General features: G+C 73.8%; 12 protein-coding genes and 1 pseudogene. 5 read left to right on the forward strand and 8 right to left on the reverse strand.

The window, feature by feature from the left end; all coding sequences use genetic code 11:
* Positions 1–68 precede the first annotated feature (68 nt).
* Together ACZ3TI_RS34205 and ACZ3TI_RS34210 are read left to right on the forward strand one after the other, a co-directional pair.
* Positions 69–890 carry an ATP-grasp domain-containing protein gene (locus ACZ3TI_RS34205; RefSeq protein WP_465733235.1) on the forward strand — a complete coding sequence of 274 codons (822 nt, stop codon included), beginning with the start codon at positions 69–71 and terminating at the stop codon, positions 888–890.
* A gap of 64 nt (positions 891–954) precedes the next feature.
* Positions 955–1,359, forward strand: a complete 405-nt coding sequence (locus ACZ3TI_RS34210; RefSeq protein ID WP_465733237.1) for a RidA family protein — start codon at positions 955–957, stop codon at positions 1,357–1,359.
* Between the two features lie 94 nt (positions 1,360–1,453).
* Here ACZ3TI_RS34210 and ACZ3TI_RS34215 read toward each other — a convergent pair whose 3' ends face one another.
* A complete protein-coding gene (locus ACZ3TI_RS34215) occupies positions 1,454–2,869 on the reverse strand; it encodes an MFS transporter (RefSeq protein ID WP_465733239.1) in 1,416 nt (471 codons plus the stop codon).
* A 106-nt stretch (positions 2,870–2,975) separates the two neighbouring features.
* Between ACZ3TI_RS34215 and ACZ3TI_RS34220 the strand changes: the two genes are divergently transcribed.
* Both ACZ3TI_RS34220 and ACZ3TI_RS34225 read left to right on the forward strand, forming a co-directional pair.
* Positions 2,976–3,962 (forward strand): ArsR/SmtB family transcription factor, encoded by a 987-nt coding sequence (locus ACZ3TI_RS34220; protein WP_465733241.1) that lies wholly within the window; start codon positions 2,976–2,978, stop codon positions 3,960–3,962.
* 335 nt (positions 3,963–4,297) lie between these two features.
* A pseudogene (locus tag ACZ3TI_RS34225) lies at positions 4,298–4,930 on the forward strand (glycoside hydrolase family 18 protein); the annotation flags it as partial.
* Positions 4,931–5,075: 145 nt separating this feature from the next.
* On the opposite strand, the gene ACZ3TI_RS34230 reads toward ACZ3TI_RS34225, so the two are convergent.
* Positions 5,076–6,338 (reverse strand): geranylgeranyl reductase family protein, encoded by a 1,263-nt coding sequence (locus ACZ3TI_RS34230; protein ID WP_465733243.1) that lies wholly within the window; start codon positions 6,336–6,338, stop codon positions 5,076–5,078.
* Positions 6,339–6,625: 287 nt separating this feature from the next.
* On the opposite strand from ACZ3TI_RS34230, the gene ACZ3TI_RS34235 reads away from it, so the two are divergent.
* Positions 6,626–7,990 carry a M20/M25/M40 family metallo-hydrolase gene (locus ACZ3TI_RS34235; protein WP_465733245.1) on the forward strand — a complete coding sequence of 455 codons (1,365 nt, stop codon included), beginning with the start codon at positions 6,626–6,628 and terminating at the stop codon, positions 7,988–7,990.
* Here ACZ3TI_RS34235 and ACZ3TI_RS34240 read toward each other — a convergent pair.
* The 6 genes from ACZ3TI_RS34240 to ACZ3TI_RS34265 all read right to left on the reverse strand — a co-directional run.
* On the reverse strand, positions 7,966–8,814 hold the full coding sequence (locus ACZ3TI_RS34240) for a DUF4184 family protein (RefSeq protein ID WP_465733247.1): 849 nt from the start codon (positions 8,812–8,814) through the stop codon (positions 7,966–7,968). The genes ACZ3TI_RS34235 and ACZ3TI_RS34240 overlap by 25 nt on opposite strands.
* A 136-nt stretch (positions 8,815–8,950) precedes the next feature.
* Positions 8,951–10,018, reverse strand: coding sequence for an NUDIX hydrolase (locus ACZ3TI_RS34245; protein WP_465733249.1), 1,068 nt, complete (start codon positions 10,016–10,018; stop codon positions 8,951–8,953).
* Between the two features lie 578 nt (positions 10,019–10,596).
* The gene (locus tag ACZ3TI_RS34250; RefSeq protein WP_465733251.1) at positions 10,597–11,460 is read right to left on the reverse strand and encodes a C40 family peptidase; all 864 of its coding nucleotides are present in this window, start codon (positions 11,458–11,460) and stop codon (positions 10,597–10,599) included.
* Positions 11,461–11,814: 354 nt separating this feature from the next.
* Positions 11,815–13,236 carry an acyl-CoA synthetase gene (locus ACZ3TI_RS34255; RefSeq protein ID WP_465733253.1) on the reverse strand — a complete coding sequence of 474 codons (1,422 nt, stop codon included), beginning with the start codon at positions 13,234–13,236 and terminating at the stop codon, positions 11,815–11,817.
* A gap of 382 nt (positions 13,237–13,618) precedes the next feature.
* The gene (locus tag ACZ3TI_RS34260) at positions 13,619–14,581 is read right to left on the reverse strand and encodes an electron transfer flavoprotein subunit alpha/FixB family protein (RefSeq protein WP_465733255.1); all 963 of its coding nucleotides are present in this window, start codon (positions 14,579–14,581) and stop codon (positions 13,619–13,621) included.
* 45 nt (positions 14,582–14,626) lie between these two features.
* A partial coding sequence (locus ACZ3TI_RS34265; protein ID WP_465733257.1) for an electron transfer flavoprotein subunit beta/FixA family protein occupies positions 14,627–14,896 on the reverse strand: 270 nt, incomplete at its 5' end.

The following is a 14,896-nucleotide window of genomic DNA, read 5'->3' on the forward strand; positions in this document are numbered from 1 at the left end:
CGACCGGCCGCTCCCGCGAACGGAAATCCGGTGGTCGTAGCCGCCTCGCCCACGGCACCATCGTCGCCGTGACCACGACCGACACCCCCGTCCTGCTCCTCGCGCCGCGCATCAACGAGACCGGCCTGCAGCTGCGCACCGCCGCCGGGCGCCGCGGCCTGCGGGCTTGCGTCGCGACGTCCTGGACCGCGCCGTGCGAGCTGCTCGGCGCGCCGGTCCACGTGTACGGCGGGCCGCTGTTCGGCGACGCCGTCGGGCGGGAGCTCGGTCTCGGCCTGCTGGAACCGGCGGCCGACTGGCTGACCCGGCTGCCGCTCGCGCTGACCGGGCGCCGGGTCACCTGCACCACCCTGGCCGAGGCCCGCCGACTGCGGCACCCGGCCTTCGTCAAGCCGCCGGTGGACAAGCTGTTCGCCGCCCGGGTGTACCCCGACGGCGGCGCGCTGCCGGGACCCGAGCTGCTGGACGGTGACACGCCGGTGCTGGTGAGCGAGGTGGTGCGGTTCGGCGTCGAGTACCGGCTGTTCGTGCTGGACGGCTCGGTGCGGGCCGGCTCGCGCTACGCGGTGGACGGCGACCTGTCCGTCGCGCCGCTGGACACCGCCGGGGCACCCGCCGGGGAGGCCGCCGAGGTGCTCGCATTCACCCGTGACGTCCTGGCCGCCGCCGCGTCGGACGCACCGCTGCCCAGCGCCTCCGTGGTGGACGTCGGCCGTACGCAGGAGGGCGGTTGGGCCGTGGTGGAGGCCAATGCTGCCTGGGCCAGCGGTGGTTACGCCGCGGACCCGGACGCCGTCCTCGACGTGGTGCTGCGCTCGGGCGGTCCGGCTGCCCGACTCCCCGCCACCGACCGACCGTTCCTCCGCGACCTGCCCGAGGTGGTGCGCTGAGGCCGGTCGGCCGTACGGCGCCGGGGCTTGCGGCCCCGGTGGATCGTGACGCAGGATCCGCGCCATGACCACCTCTCACCTCACCCACATCACCGAGCCGCCCGGCGTCGCACCCGCCATCGGCTACACCCAGGTCGTCACCGGCACCGGCCGGCTGGTCCAGGTGTCCGGGCAGGTCCCCTTCGACGAGCAGCGGAACCTGGTCGGCGTGGACGACCCGAAGGCGCAGGCGCGGCAGGTCTTCGAGAACCTCCGCCGCTGCCTGGCTGCCGCCGGGGCCGGGTTCGAGCACGTCGTGAAGTTCACCTTCTTCATGACCGACATCGACTACCTCCAGGACATCCGGGAGGCCCGCGACGAGCACCTGGGCTCCCTGCCGCTGCCTGCCGCCTCCGCGATGCAGGTGGCGGCGCTGTTCAGGCCCGACGTGCTGATCGAGATCGAGGCGATGGCGGTCGTCCCCGAGTAGCCGGTCGGAGCCGCCCGGCCCCGCCCGCGCCTGGTCCCGCACCCAGCCTGACCCCGCACCCCGCCTCGGCTCACACCGCGCCGAGGCCCGAGGCTCACACCCCGCCGAGGCGCGCGTCCCGCCGTCCGGCCCACCGGACGACGGGACGCATCGCCAGACCCGCGGCCGCCAGTACCGCGCCCAGGACGACCCAGCCGACCGTGCCGTACCCGATCACCAGGGTGGTGACCAGCGCCGGACCGGCCATCAGCGCCGCAGCCGTCCCCGCGTTGAACACGCCCTGGTAGGCGCCGTGGTCGCGCTCGCCCGCGAGGTCGTAGCTGAGCGACCAGCCGCCCGCCTGGGCGACCACCTCACCGAGCGACTGCAGCACGACCCCGCCGAGCACCACCGCGGCGGCGACGACCGCGGGCAGGCCGTGCGCCAGTGCGACGACCAGGCAGGAGACGGCGAGCACCACGCCGGCGCGCCCGCAGGCCCGGGCGGCCCCCGTCCGCTCCTCGGTGCCCCGGGTGGCCCGCACCTGCAGGGTGATCACCAGCAGGGTGTTGACGATCAGGGTGCCGGCGACGGTGATCCGCGGCGCGTCGGTCTCCTGGACGATCCAGAGCGGTATGCCGACCTCGAGGACGGCGAACTGCAGGCAGAGCAGGGCATTCAGCACCGTCACGGCCAGGAACGGACCGTCCCGCAGCGCCGGGTTACGCCGCCGGCCCTGCTTGACGCCCTTGTCCGACGGGTCCGACGGCTTCGGAACCCCGGTCTTCGCCGCCGGCTCGGAGGCCGACGCACCGGGCGCCGACCGGTCGGACGCCGACGACTCGACCGGCAACCGGCGCTGCGGGACGTCGAAGCGGTGGAAGAGCACCGCGACGGCCACGAAGGATGCGGCGTCGGCCAGGATCGCCGTCAGGTACACCGGCCGGGTGTCCAGTTGGAGCGCGATCGCGCCGACGGCCGTCCCCAGACAGATGCCGACGTTGGTCACCACCCGCAGGTGGGCCCGGCCCGCCACCCTGCGGTCGGCGGGCAGCACCGTGGCGTAGAGCGCGTTCCGGGTGGCGGCGGAACCGCGGTCGACGGCCGAGACCAGGCAGGCCAGCGCGACGAACGCCGGGTAGCTGTGCACCAGCGCGTACCCGGCGGTGCCGACCGCCTGCACCGAGACGAGCACCACCAGCACCCGCCGCGCACCCCAGCGGTCGGCGGCCCGGCCGGCCGGGATGCTCGCGACGACCCCACACAGACCGGCGGCCGTCATCCCGAGTCCCAGCTGAGCGGCGCTCAGGCCGAGCACCCGGGTGAAGAACAGCACGGCGACGGAGAGGGACAGGCCGTTGCCCACCGTGTTGACCAGGGTGATCCCGGCCAGCCGACGAACCGTCGGGTCGGGGTGCAGGCGGCGCCGCAGCGCGGCAGCGACGCCGGTGGCACGGGTGGTGGCGGACGCGGCCGGGTCTGCGGGCACGGCAGGGGAAGGTGCGGAGGACTCCGCCGTCGAGGTGGTCATGCAGGGAATCCCACCGCGTGCCGCAGCCGACCAGTAATCCTTTAGGCTCTGGCTAAATCCGAAGCCGGACTGCCGACCCGGCCGGACCCCAGCAGGAGGACGCCCCGTGCACCGGTTCACGCTCCGCCTGGCCGACCTCGCCACCACCTGGTTCGCCGTCTCCCCGATCAACGAGGCCGTGCTCGGCCTACGGATGTGGACCCACCCTGGCGTCTACCGCCTCCAGACCCGGGCCTTCGAGCAACTCCGGCCTTCCTTCGGGCGACTGGACTCCCGTCTGCTGCTGTCGCTCGTCGCCGAGAACCGCTTCGTCCCCGACTTCCTGACGCCCCGCCCGCTCTCCCCCTCCCCCGAGTTCCGCACCGAGATCGCCGCCGTCCGCGCGTTCCCGCCGGAGCAGCTGCGCACCGAGATGGAGCAGACCTTCCTCTCGCACGGCCAACCGCTGCCCGCCGAGATCGCCGCCGGACTCGCCCGTCCGGAGCGACTGTTGGCGCGGATCGCCGACGCGCTGGAGGAGTACTGGGAGGTGTGCCTCGCCCCCGCCTGGTGGCCGCAGGCCCGCGCGGTGCTGGAGGCCGACCTGGTCTATCGCGCCCGGATGCTCGCCCAGCACGGCGCGGCGGCCCTCTTCGCCGACCTGGATCACCGGCTCCAGTGGGAGAACGGCGTCCTGTCGATCCACCGGAACTGGACGGACGGGGACGTGGAGACGCCCGTGGACGGACGCGGCCTGGTGCTCTGCCCGAGCTTCTTCGTCCGTGGCGCGATCACGATGATCAGCAACGACCGCGCGCCGCAGATCAGTTACCCGGCGCGCGGACAGGCGGGCATGGGCGGCCGGGGCACACCGGTACCGCCGCAGGCCGTGGAGGCGCTGGTCGGCACACCGAAGGCCCGGCTGCTGACGATGCTTGCCGAGCCCGCCTCCACCACCGAGCTCGCCTACCGCCTCGGGGTCACCCCGGGCGCGATCAGCCAGCACCTGTCCGTCCTCGCCGCCACCGGCCTGGTCACCCGTGCCCGGCACGGCCGCTCGGTGCTGTACCGGCGCAGCCCGCTCGGGGACGAGCTGACGGGGGCGAACAAGTGACCGGAAACCGATAACAGACGACAAGCGACAGACGACGGATAGCAGCTCACAGATAACAGCCGACAGGCGACAGACGACAACCGTTGAATTCTGTCCGCCGCCACCCCTCCAGTGGTACAGACCTGTTGACGCATTGGTCCAGTCCTTCTACAGTTCCCATGCCCCCGACACCCCACGGCGCGGGCACCGATCGCACACGGATCAGCCCCCGGTTCTACATCACCCTGTTCCAACCCCCCACAGTCACAGGGAGAACCATGTCCGCTCGATCCAGGGCCGGACGCCCGCGCGTGCGCAGCAGACTGCTCGCGCTGCTCAGCGTCCTGCTCCTCCCCCTCGCCGCGCTCACCGCGCTGGCCGCGCCGGCGATCTCCGCCGGCTGGGACCTGAGCCGGATCTTCGGCTCGCTGGACATCGCCAACGTCCAGGGCTACGACTTCCACGGCTCGGGCAGCGACAACTCCTGGGAGCCGAACCGCACCGGCCACGCCTCCAACCTCTACCAGGACCCGAACGACCCGTACAACTCTCACTTCAGCGTGGACACGGCCGTCCAGACCTACCTCGGCGCCGGGATCAACCCGCGCAAGCTCACCATCGGCTTCCCGTTCTACGGACGCGGCTGGCAGGGCGTGGCGGACGGCGGTGCGAAGGGCGTCTGGCAGCCCGCGACCGGCGCCGCACCGCGGCAGTTCGCCGAGGAGGCCGGGACCCGCGGGTACCACAACCTTCTCTCCGGCGTCTCCGGCGTCTCCGGCCTCACCGTCTACCACGACCCCAAGTCCGTTGCGACGTACGGCTACACGGGAGCCGGCGGCCAGTGGTGGACCTTCGACGACGCCTGGTCGATCGCCCAGAAGACGGCCTACCTCAAGTCGAAGGACCTGCTCGGCGGCATGATCTGGGAGATGTCCGGCGACACCCCGTCCGGCACCCTCATGACCGCACTCGACACCGGGCTCAGGTGACCGTCACCGAGCCCGAATCAGCCGCAGGCCCAAGTAGCCTCGGGCCGAAGCAACAGCGGGCCCAAGTAGCGCGCCAAGCAACGGAAACGGGGCCGGCGCCCCTCCGCCACAGGAGGAGCACCGGCCCCGCACCGGCACCGCGGTCCTACCGCGAGGCCATCGCCATCAGCTTCCGCGCCGCCCGGTTCTGCCGCAGCACCTGGGAGAAGGTGGTGTGCCCCTGGGTGGTCCGGGCGAAGGCCCGCCAGGCCGCCGGCACCAGGCAGACCGCCGCGTGGAACAGGTAGGGCCGCCGCTCGAAGGCGCCCAGCAGCTGCTTGCCCGCGCGCATCTCCACGCCCAGCCCCGCCTTGACCGCGAACGCGTAGTTCAGCGCCTCGCGCCGCACCGCCGCCGCGCTGCCCGCCTCGGCGACCTTCACCGCCCACTCGCCGGCCAGCCGGCCCGAGCGCAGCGCGTACGAGATGCCCTCGCGGGTCCATGGCTCGAGCAGTCCGGCCGCGTCCCCGGCGACCAGCACCCGGCCGCGGGAGAGCGGCGAGTCCTCGGCGCGGCAGCGGGTCAGGTGCCCGGACTCGACGCTGGGGGTGAAGCCGGACAGACCCAACCGCCGGATGTAGTCGGCGAGGTACTGCTTGGTCCGCTCGCCGTCGCCGCGCGCGGAGATGACGCCGACGGTCAGGCTGCTGGTCTCGGTCTTCGGGAACACCCAGCCGTAACTGCCGGGCAGCGGGCCCCAGTCCAGGTGGATCCGGCCCGACCAGCCGGCGGCGACCTGCGGCGGCACCGGGATCTCCGCCTCCAGGCCGAGGTCGATCTGGTCGAAGGTGACGCCGACGTGCCGGGCGATCCGGCTCGCGCTGCCGTCCGCGCCGACCACCGCGCGGGCCTCGAAGGTGCGCCCGTCGGCCACCGTCACCAGCGCGGTCCGGTGCTCGCCGCCGCGCTGCTCGACCCCGGTGACGGACACTCCGGTGACCAGCACCGCCCCGGCCGCCTTGGCTGCCTGCACCAGGCGCAGGTCGAACTCGTCCCGGTTGACCAGTCCGAACAGCATCCGCTGGGAACGCCGCGTCCGGGTGTACCGACCGTCGTACGCGAAGGTGACGGCGTGCACCCGGTCCTGCAGCGGCAGCCGGAAGTCCGGCGGCAGGCTGTCCCGGGAGGGGCCGATGATGCCTCCGCCGCAGGTCTTGTAGCGGGGGTGCTCGGCCTTGTCGAGCAGCAGCACCCGGCGGCCCTGGACGGCGGCGGCGTACGCGGCCGAGGAGCCCGCCGGTCCGGCGCCGACCACCACGACGTCCCAGACGCCGTCCGGCGGCGAGGCCGCGTCGTCGAGTGGCGTTGCCGCCTCGTCGAGCGGGCTGTCGAGCGGGCTGCGGGAATCGGAGCTTCCGGAGTCAGTCACGTCGAGCAATCCTATGCGTCCGCCCGCCCCACCGGTCGCCGCACCACCCGAGCCACGCCCACCGGCCGCCACACCACCCGAACCACTCCGACCCCGTTGCACCGCTCCGCCCCCCTTTCACCGCTCCGCCCCCGTTCGACCACTCCACCCACGGGCCCCGGCCCGCGACCGGTCGGACGCGCGGCCCTCGGAGCAGCGAATTCCGCTCCGCCTATGATCGGCGGTACCCCAACCGACCCGATCCGCCCGCAGCACCCCGCGAGCGGCCCCACCCCCTCGGAGCCCCGATGTCACAGCCCCTGGTCGACGCCGTCCGGTCCCTGATGGACCGTGCCCGCACCGACCTCGCCGAGCTGGTCGCCTTCCCGTCGGTCGCCGATCCGCGCCAGTTCCCGGTCGAGGAGTGCGAGAAGGCGGCGCGCTGGGTCGCCGACGCCTTCGCCGCCGAGGGCCTGACCAACGTCCGGCTGCTCGACACCCCGGACGGCACCCAGTCCGTCTACGGCGAGCTGCCCGGCCCCGAGGGTGCGCCGACCGTCCTGCTCTACTCGCACTACGACGTCCAGCCCCCGCTCGACGAGAACGCCTGGTTCAGCCCCGCCTTCGAACTGACCGAGCGTGACGGCCGCTGGTACGGGCGCGGCGCCGCCGACTGCAAGGGCAACATCCTGATGCACCTGACCGCCCTGCGGGCGCTGCGCCAGGTGTACGGGGACGCCTACCCGGTCGGCCTGAAGATCATCGTCGAGGGCTCGGAGGAGCAGGGCACCGGCGGCCTGGAGCGCTACGCCGAGGCGCACCCCGAACTGCTCGCCGCCGACGCCATCATCATCGGCGACGCCGGCAACTTCGCCCCCGGCCTGCCGACGGTGACCGCCTCGCTGCGCGGCATGACCGTGGTCGAGGTGTCGGTCACCACCCTGGCCGGCAACCTGCACTCCGGCGCGTTCGGCGGCGCCGCCCCGGACGCGCTGCAGTCCCTGGTCCGGATGCTGGCCTCGCTGCACGACCGGAACGGCGACGTCGCGATCGCCGGGCTGAGCGCCGACCAGACCTGGGAGGGCGTGCAGTACCCGGAGGAGCAGTTCCGCGCCGACGCCAAGGTGCTCGACGGCGTCGCCCTGACCGGCACCGGCACGATCGCCGACCGCCTCTGGGCCCGCCCCTCCGTCACCGTCCTCGGCATCGACGCCCCGCCGGTGATCGGCGCCACCTCCTCCGTCCAGGCCGCCGCCAAGGCCCTGATCAGCCTGCGCGTCCCGCCGGGCATGGACTCCTCCGCGGCCCAGGACGCGCTGGTCGCCCACCTGGAGGCGCAGGTCCCGCTCGGTGCCGCCGTCACCATCCAGCGCCAGGGTAGCGGCTCCGCGTTCCGCGCCGACACTTCCGGCCCGGCGTACGAGGCGATGGGCGCGGCCATGGCCGAGGCCTTCGGCACCGAGATGGTCGCCTCCGGCGAGGGGGGCTCGATCCCCCTCTGCAACACGCTGCGCTCGCTCTACCCGCAGGCCGAGATCGTGCTGATCGGCGTCGAGGAGCCGACCACCCAGATCCACGCGGTCAACGAGAGCGTAGACCCGCAGGAACTGGAGCGGATGGCCCTCACCGAGGCGCTCTTCCTGCGCCGCTACGCAGAGCTGCGCTCCGCCTGACGGACCTCGGGCCGGGGGCTGCCGCTTGCCGCCCCCGGTCCCGGTCCCGGCCGCCCGCCGCGCAACCGGCGGGCGGCCGCCACCACCGCCGCATAGCCGACGGCACCGACCGCGAGCCCGGCCCCGGCGCCGAAGCAGACCTCCGGCACCAGGTGCCGCTTCAGCGGGCTGAGCCGGTGCAGCACCCCGACCGCCGTCGCCGCACCCAGCACCGCGACCGCGGCCCGCCGCGTCCGGGGCGCGAGCCCGACGGTCGGCCGCACCGGCTCGACCGCCCGCACCGCACGCGCCGCCCACCCGCCCACCGCCACCAGCGCGAGCGCCGAACTGCCGTACTGCAGCGCCTCGTACAGCGGCATCCCGGCCACCCGCCGGTCCAGTACGGGCAGCAGCCGGACACCCAGCCGGCCCCCGTGCGTGAACGCGTCCCAGCCGACGTGGGTGGCGGCACCGATCGCCGCCGACGCGACGAACCACGCCGCGCCGCTGCCGCCCCCGCTCCCGCTCCCGTCCCGCCGGACCGTCAGCGCCTCGGCACCGCCCGCCCACCGCTCGGGCAGCAGCGCCACCAGCGGTCCCCGCAGCAACCCGTGCCAGCCGACCACCAGCGCGCCGGCGATCGCCACGTCCAGCGTCGGCACCGCCCACCAGCGGTGCGTCAGCCCGCCGTGGCCGTACACCCCGGGCAGCAGGGACTCGGCGAAGAACGGCACATCGGGCGCCATCGACCCCGCGACCAGCGCCGACGCCACCAACGGCCCGTGCTCTCCGGCACGGTGCAGCAGCGGAAGGACGGCGGCGGGGTGGCTCAGCGTGAACGGCATGCCCCCATCCTCCCGCCCGCACCGACGACCCGGCGAACCCGGAGGTACGGCCACGCGCCGACGACCGGCCACGCCGCGCCACACCAAGCCACGCCCGCGCCGGGCGAGACCAGGCCGACCCGCCCCGACGGGTCGGCTACGCCGCGTCCGCCGTGCTCGCCAGCCCGACGGCCACCCGGCATCCCGCCTCCAGGTACCGCAACTCGCCGCTGCGCCGCGCGTCCAGGGCGGCCGCGAGGCGCCGGTACCGGCTCGGGGGCAGCAGCTCGCCGGCCTCGTCCAGAGTGACGAAGCGCCAGCTGCGCAGCTCCTCGGGCTGCAGCAGCAGGTTCTGGCGGCCCGTCGCGTCCAGCAGGCCGCCGTCGTACATCAGCCGCAGGCCGCCGCGGCGCGGGCCGGTGCGCGGTTCCCAGTCGACGGCGAGCAGGCGCAGCCCGGAGGGGTCGAGGCGCAGGCCCAGCTCCTCGGCGGTCTCGCGCAGCGCGGCGTCGGTGGGGGCCTCGCCGCGCTCGACCACGCCGCCGGGGAAGTCCCAGTCGGGCTTGTAGACGGGGTCGACGAGGAGCACGCGGTCCTGCTCGTCGAAGAACAGGACGGCGGAGGCCACGGTGTCACCGGTCGGGTCCGGGCTCTGGACGATCGGGCAGCGGGCGGCGCCGACCCGGACCAGCTCGGCGATCCGGCGGGCGGTCTCCCGTGGCGTGAGCTCGCTGGTGTCGAGCATCCGGGCGTCCCCGACGAGCCAGCGGCGCGCGGCGCGGTAGCGCGGCAGGTGCTCCAGGCACCAGGTGCGGACCCGCTCGCTGGCCTCGGGGTCGCCCGGGCACTCCTCGCGACGGGTGATGCGCTCGCGCAGGATCGTTTCTTCTGGGTCCAGCACGAAGTGGTGCACCGTGATCCCGTGGGAGGCGAGGTCGCCGAAGATCTCGTCCCGGTAGTCCTCTCTGAGCAGCGTCATCGGGACCACCAGCGGGCCCCCCACCTCGTTGAGCAGCGCCGCCGCCGTCTCGGGAACGAGCCGGCGCCAGGCAGCCAGGTCCTGGAAGTCGGACACCGCCGCCAGCCGGTCGGCCGGGAGCATCCGGCGCAGACCGAAACCCACCAGCTCGGGATCGAAGAGCACGCTCCCGGGCAGCAGTTCCACCAGCTCGCGGCAGGCACTGGTCTTGCCCGCCCCGAATGTGCCATTGACCCAGACGATCACAACGTCCCCTGCCCCTCGACTTCCCCCGATGCCGTTCGCACCGGGCAGCGCCCCCGTCAGCCGAACCAGCGCCACCCGTGGTGGTACCCGCGCCACGCCGCTCCCCATGCCTCCCCGACGCGCCCGCCCGCACGCCCCGGTCTGCCCCGTGACAGCGGCATGTGCCCAGGCCAGGCGGCTGCCCTCAGGAATATGCAGACCGGTCTACATCAGAATCGCACCCCTTCACCACTGGTCACGCACAGGAAATCCGGTGGGCCGACTTCCCGCGCACGCCGACCCCGCGCGCCGCGCACGCCCCCGTGACGCGCCTGCCCACGCCCTGCCCGCTTGCGCCGCCCGAGCCCCGGCGCGTACAGCGGAACAATGAGGCTGCTGCCCGTCGTCTTGGTCGACCCGTCCGGCGAGAACAGTCGTCGTCCCCGGCGCCAACGCGCACCTCACGCCGGAGGAGGTCGCCGACGCTCTGGCCCGCCTCCGCCTGCTCCCCGTCGACGTCGTCGTCTCGTGCACCGCACGTCGGGGGCGCCGGCCTAACCAGGCGCCCCCGACGTGCGGACCGGCGGACTCGCGGCGCGCTACGGCCGCCCCATGTACGCCGGGTAGTAGCCGCTGCTGATCCCCGAGATCCGGATGCTGGTCCCCGGCCGCGCGGCCTCGACGTACTGGTTGTTGCCCAGGTAGATCGCCACGTGCTGGATGCCCCGCGCGGTCCCGTCCGGCGACCAGAACAGCAGGTCACCGCGGCGCAGCTGGCTCGCCTTGATCGGCGTGGTCGCCGCGTACTGGTCGTTGGCGACCCGCGGCAGGCTGATCCCGCCGCGCTTGAAGGCCTGCTGCACCAGGCCCGAGCAGTCGTACCCGTCCGGCCCGTTGCCGGCCGTCATGAACGGCTTGCCCAGCTGGGCGAGCGCGAACTGCACGGCGGTCTCGACGTCCGGGTCCGCGGCGACCGAGCCGCCGGAGGAGCCCGATCCCGAGGAGCCCGAGGAGGAGCCGCCCCCGGTCCGCGCCAGGTAGATGTCGTAGTGCGTGGTCCAGCGCCACTCGCCCTTGCTGTTCTTGAACCAGTAGCGCGAGCCGTCCCAGCCCTGCTTGATCCCGCCGCTCGACTTCGTGCCGCTCGAGGACTTCGTCCCCCCGCCGGTCCGCGCGACGTACACGCTGTAGTGCGAGGTCCAGCGCCACTGCCCCTGGCTGTTCTTGAACCAGTACCGCGAGCCGTCCCACCCGGCGTGCGCCGGCGCGGCCTCGGCGGCCGCGGGGCTCACACCGGTGCCGAGGCCGAGCACACCCGCTCCGGTCGCGATCACGGCCACCATGCCTATCCCCCGGCGGATCCGGGCGGCCCGGGACGGGCGCGAGGTACGAGCGGTGGCAGCGGCCTGCCGCGCGGTCGGTTCGTCGGCGGCATCCGGCGCGCCGGTGTTGACGGTGGTCATCCTGCTGACTTCCTTCACTGCTGCGACTTTGCGGATCGCTGCGGGTCGCTGTCGACCGCGGCGAACTGCCGCCGGACGGCGGCTGCGGAACCGCTCCCGACCCGCCGTACGCCCGGTGGCACCGGTTCGTACGGCTCGGCGGGTCCCCGCCCGACACGCCGCGACCTCCGGCCGGTGCGACCGGAAGCCGCGGCGTGTAGCCCAGGGATTCAGTTCTGCCTGCGTGTCACGTTAAGCACGCGTCCGCTCACCGCGCGCAGTGGAGTGCGCCAAAGGAAGGTTTCCCGGGCGACGGACACCGACGGCGCATCAGGGTGAACACCCGTCACCGCGAGGGCATCCGACGCCGCCTCATCACCGGCTTCCGGCCTCCGCCAGCAGCTGCTTCTTCAGCACCTTTCCCAGTGCGTTCCTTGGCAGTTCGGGCACGAGCACGACCCGGCGCGGCCGCTTGTGCACCGAGAGCCGCTCCGCCACGAAGGCCGTCAGCTGGTCCCCCGTCACGGCGCCGTCCGGGACGACGTAGGCGACGATCGTCTGGCCGAGGTCCTCGTCCGGCACGCCGACCACCGCCGCGTCGGCGACCGACGGGTGGTCGCGCAGCGCGGCCTCCACCTCGCCCGCGCCGATCCGGTAGCCGCCGCTCTTGATCAGGTCCACCGAGGCCCGGCCGACGATCCGGTGGAAGCCGTCCGCCCCGATCACCGCGACGTCGCCGGTACGGAACCAGCCGTCCGCCGTCCACGCCTCGGCGTCCGCGTCCGGCCGGTTGAGGTAGCCGCTGAACAGCGTCGGACCGGAGACCTGCAGCTCACCGACGGTCTCCCCGTCCTGCGGCACCGGCGCGCCGTCCTCGCCGACCAGCCGGGTGCGCACCCCCTCCAGCGGCAGGCCGACGCTGCCCGGGCGCCGCTCGCCGTCCGCCCGGGTGCTGACGGTGATCAGCGACTCGGTCATCCCGTACCGCTCGATCGGGGCGTGCCCGGTGAGCGCCGCCAGCTTCTCGAACACCGGTACGGGCAGCGGTGCGCTGCCGGAGACCAGCAGCCGGGCCGAGGCCAGCCGGGCCGCCGCCTCCGGGTCCGCCGCCAGCCGGGACCAGACGGTGGGCACACCGAAGTACAGGCTGCCGCCGGCCTCCGCGTACCCCGCGGGGGTGGGCCGTCCGGTGTGCACCAGCCGGCTGCCGGTGCGCAGGGCGCCGAGCACGCCGAGCAGCAGCCCGTGCACGTGGAACAGCGGCAGGCCGTGGGCGAGGGAGTCCTCGGCGGTCCACTGCCAGGCGTCGGCCAGGGCGTCCAGGTCGGCGGCGATCGCCTCGCGCCGGATCACCGCGCCCTTCGGCGCGCCGGTGGTGCCCGAGGTGTAGAGCACGAAGCCGGTCGACTCCGCGGCCGGCTCGGCGTACGTGGCGGCGGAGCGCTGCAGGGGATCGACCGGCAGCCCCTCCACCGGGCTGCCGTCGGGCAGCGCCTCCCCGACGGCGTGCGCGAGCAGCGCCGCGCCCGAGTCACGCAGGATGTGCTCGCGCTCCTTGGGCCCCGAGTCGGGTGGCAGCGGCACCACCGGCACGCCCGCCAGCAGACCGCCGACCACGGCGACGACCGTCTCGACGGTCGGCCGGGCGAGCACCGCCACCGCGGGGGCGCCGGCCACCCGGTCCGCGACGGCGGTCGCCGCCCCCAGCAGTTCCTCCCGGGAGAGCGCCCGGCCGTCGATCCGCAGCGCATCCGCCGCGTCGCCGAAACCGCCCTGAAGTGCCGTCAGCAGTGCCATGCCACCGTCCTCGACTCGTCCCGCGCCATCACGTCACGCCTCGCACGTCACGCCCTCGGGCCATGAGTCCACCTCATGCCCCGCACATCACGCGTCCGGGTCATGAGCCGAACTCATGTCCCCGACATGAGCTCGGCTCATGCCCTCAGGTCACCCGTTCAGGTCATGAGATGAGCTCATGCCCGCACGTCATGAGGTGAGCTCATGCCCTGAGGCATGAGGCGAGCTCATGCCCGAACGTCATGAACTCACCTCAGGCCCGTACGTGACACGCTCGCGCCGACTCTACGGGCCGCTGCTCCGCGCACCGCGCTCCGGGCAGGACGGCGGAGGGCGTGGCACCGAGCACCCGGCGCCACGCCCTCCGAACCTTCCCGCGGGATCAGCCCTTGCGGGCCTTCACCTCGGCGGTGAGCTGCGGCAGCACCTCGAAGAGGTCGCCGACCACGCCGTAGTCGACCAGCTCGAAGATCGGGGCCTCGGGGTCCTTGTTGACGGCCACGATGGTCTTCGAGGTCTGCATGCCGGCCCGGTGCTGGATGGCACCGGAGATGCCCGCCGCGATGTAGAGCTGCGGGGAGACCTGCTTGCCGGTCTGGCCGACCTGGTTGCTGTGCGGGTACCAGCCGGCGTCGACGGCGGCACGCGAGGCGCCGACGGCCGCGCCGAGCGCGTCCGCGAGGTCCTCGACCACGCCGAAGCCCTCGGCGGCACCGACGCCGCGGCCGCCGGAGACCACGATGGCGGCCTCGGTCAGCTCCGGGCGGCCGGTGGACACGCGCGGGGTGCGCGAGGTGACCTTGGCGGCGTTGCCGGTGAACTCCACCGACACGTTCTCCACCGCGCCGGCGGCCGGGGCGGCCTCCGGGGCGACGGCGTTCGGCTTGACGGTGATGACCGGCGCGCCCTTGGTGACCTTGGACTTCACCTGGAACGACGCGGCGAACACCGACTGGGTGGCGACCGGACCGCCGTCGCCGGCCTCCAGGTCGACGGCGTCGGTGATGATGCCGGAGCCGATCCGCAGCGCGACGCGGGCGGCGATCTCCTTGCCCTCACCCGAGGACGTCACCAGCACCGCGGCCGGGGACACCGTCTTGGCGATCTGGGCCAGGGCGTCCACCTTGGGGACGACCAGCTGGTCGGCGAACTCGGCGCCGTCGGCCACGTACACCTTCGCCGCGCCGAACTCGGCGGCCTTGGCGGCGATGTCGGCGGCCGCGGCACCGGCGCCGAGGACGACGGCGGACGGCTCGCCGACACGGCGGGCCAGGGTCAGCAGCTCCAGGGCCGGCTTGCGGACCACACCGTCGGCGTGGTCCACCAGAACCAGGATCTCAGCCATGATTCGTTGCTCCTGATCGATCGTTGGATGCGCGAACGGGTGGGACTAGATGAACTTCTGGTCGGCGAGGAAGCCGGCGAGCGCCTTGCCGCCCTCGCCCTCGTCCTTGACGACCGTGCCCGCGGTACGCGCCGGACGCGCCGCCACCGACTCGACCGCCGTCCACGAACCCGCCAGACCGACCTCGTCCGCCTCGATGCCCAGGTCGTCCAGGTCCAGCGACTGCACCGGCTTCTTCTTCGCCGCCATGATCCCCTTGAACGACGGGTACCGGGCCTCACCCGACTGGTCCGTCACCGAGACCACCGCCGGCAG

Source organism: Kitasatospora sp. NPDC023120, assembly GCF_055560835.1.

Bases quoted from the DNA above. Each gene is read 5' to 3' on its own strand.
- ACZ3TI_RS34240 (WP_465733247.1), bottom strand. From the start codon at position 8,814: ATGCCGTTCACGCTGAGCCACCCCGCCGCCGTCCTTCCGCTGCTGCAC.
- ACZ3TI_RS34250 (WP_465733251.1), bottom strand. From the start codon at position 11,460: ATGACCACCGTCAACACCGGCGCGCCGGATGCCGCCGACGAACCGACC.
- ACZ3TI_RS34210 (WP_465733237.1), top strand. From the start codon at position 955: ATGACCACCTCTCACCTCACCCACATCACCGAGCCGCCCGGCGTCGCA.
- ACZ3TI_RS34260 (WP_465733255.1), bottom strand. From the start codon at position 14,581: ATGGCTGAGATCCTGGTTCTGGTGGACCACGCCGACGGTGTGGTCCGC.
- ACZ3TI_RS34255 (WP_465733253.1), bottom strand. From the start codon at position 13,236: ATGGCACTGCTGACGGCACTTCAGGGCGGTTTCGGCGACGCGGCGGAT.
- ACZ3TI_RS34235 (WP_465733245.1), top strand. From the start codon at position 6,626: ATGTCACAGCCCCTGGTCGACGCCGTCCGGTCCCTGATGGACCGTGCC.
- ACZ3TI_RS34215 (WP_465733239.1), bottom strand. From the start codon at position 2,869: ATGACCACCTCGACGGCGGAGTCCTCCGCACCTTCCCCTGCCGTGCCC.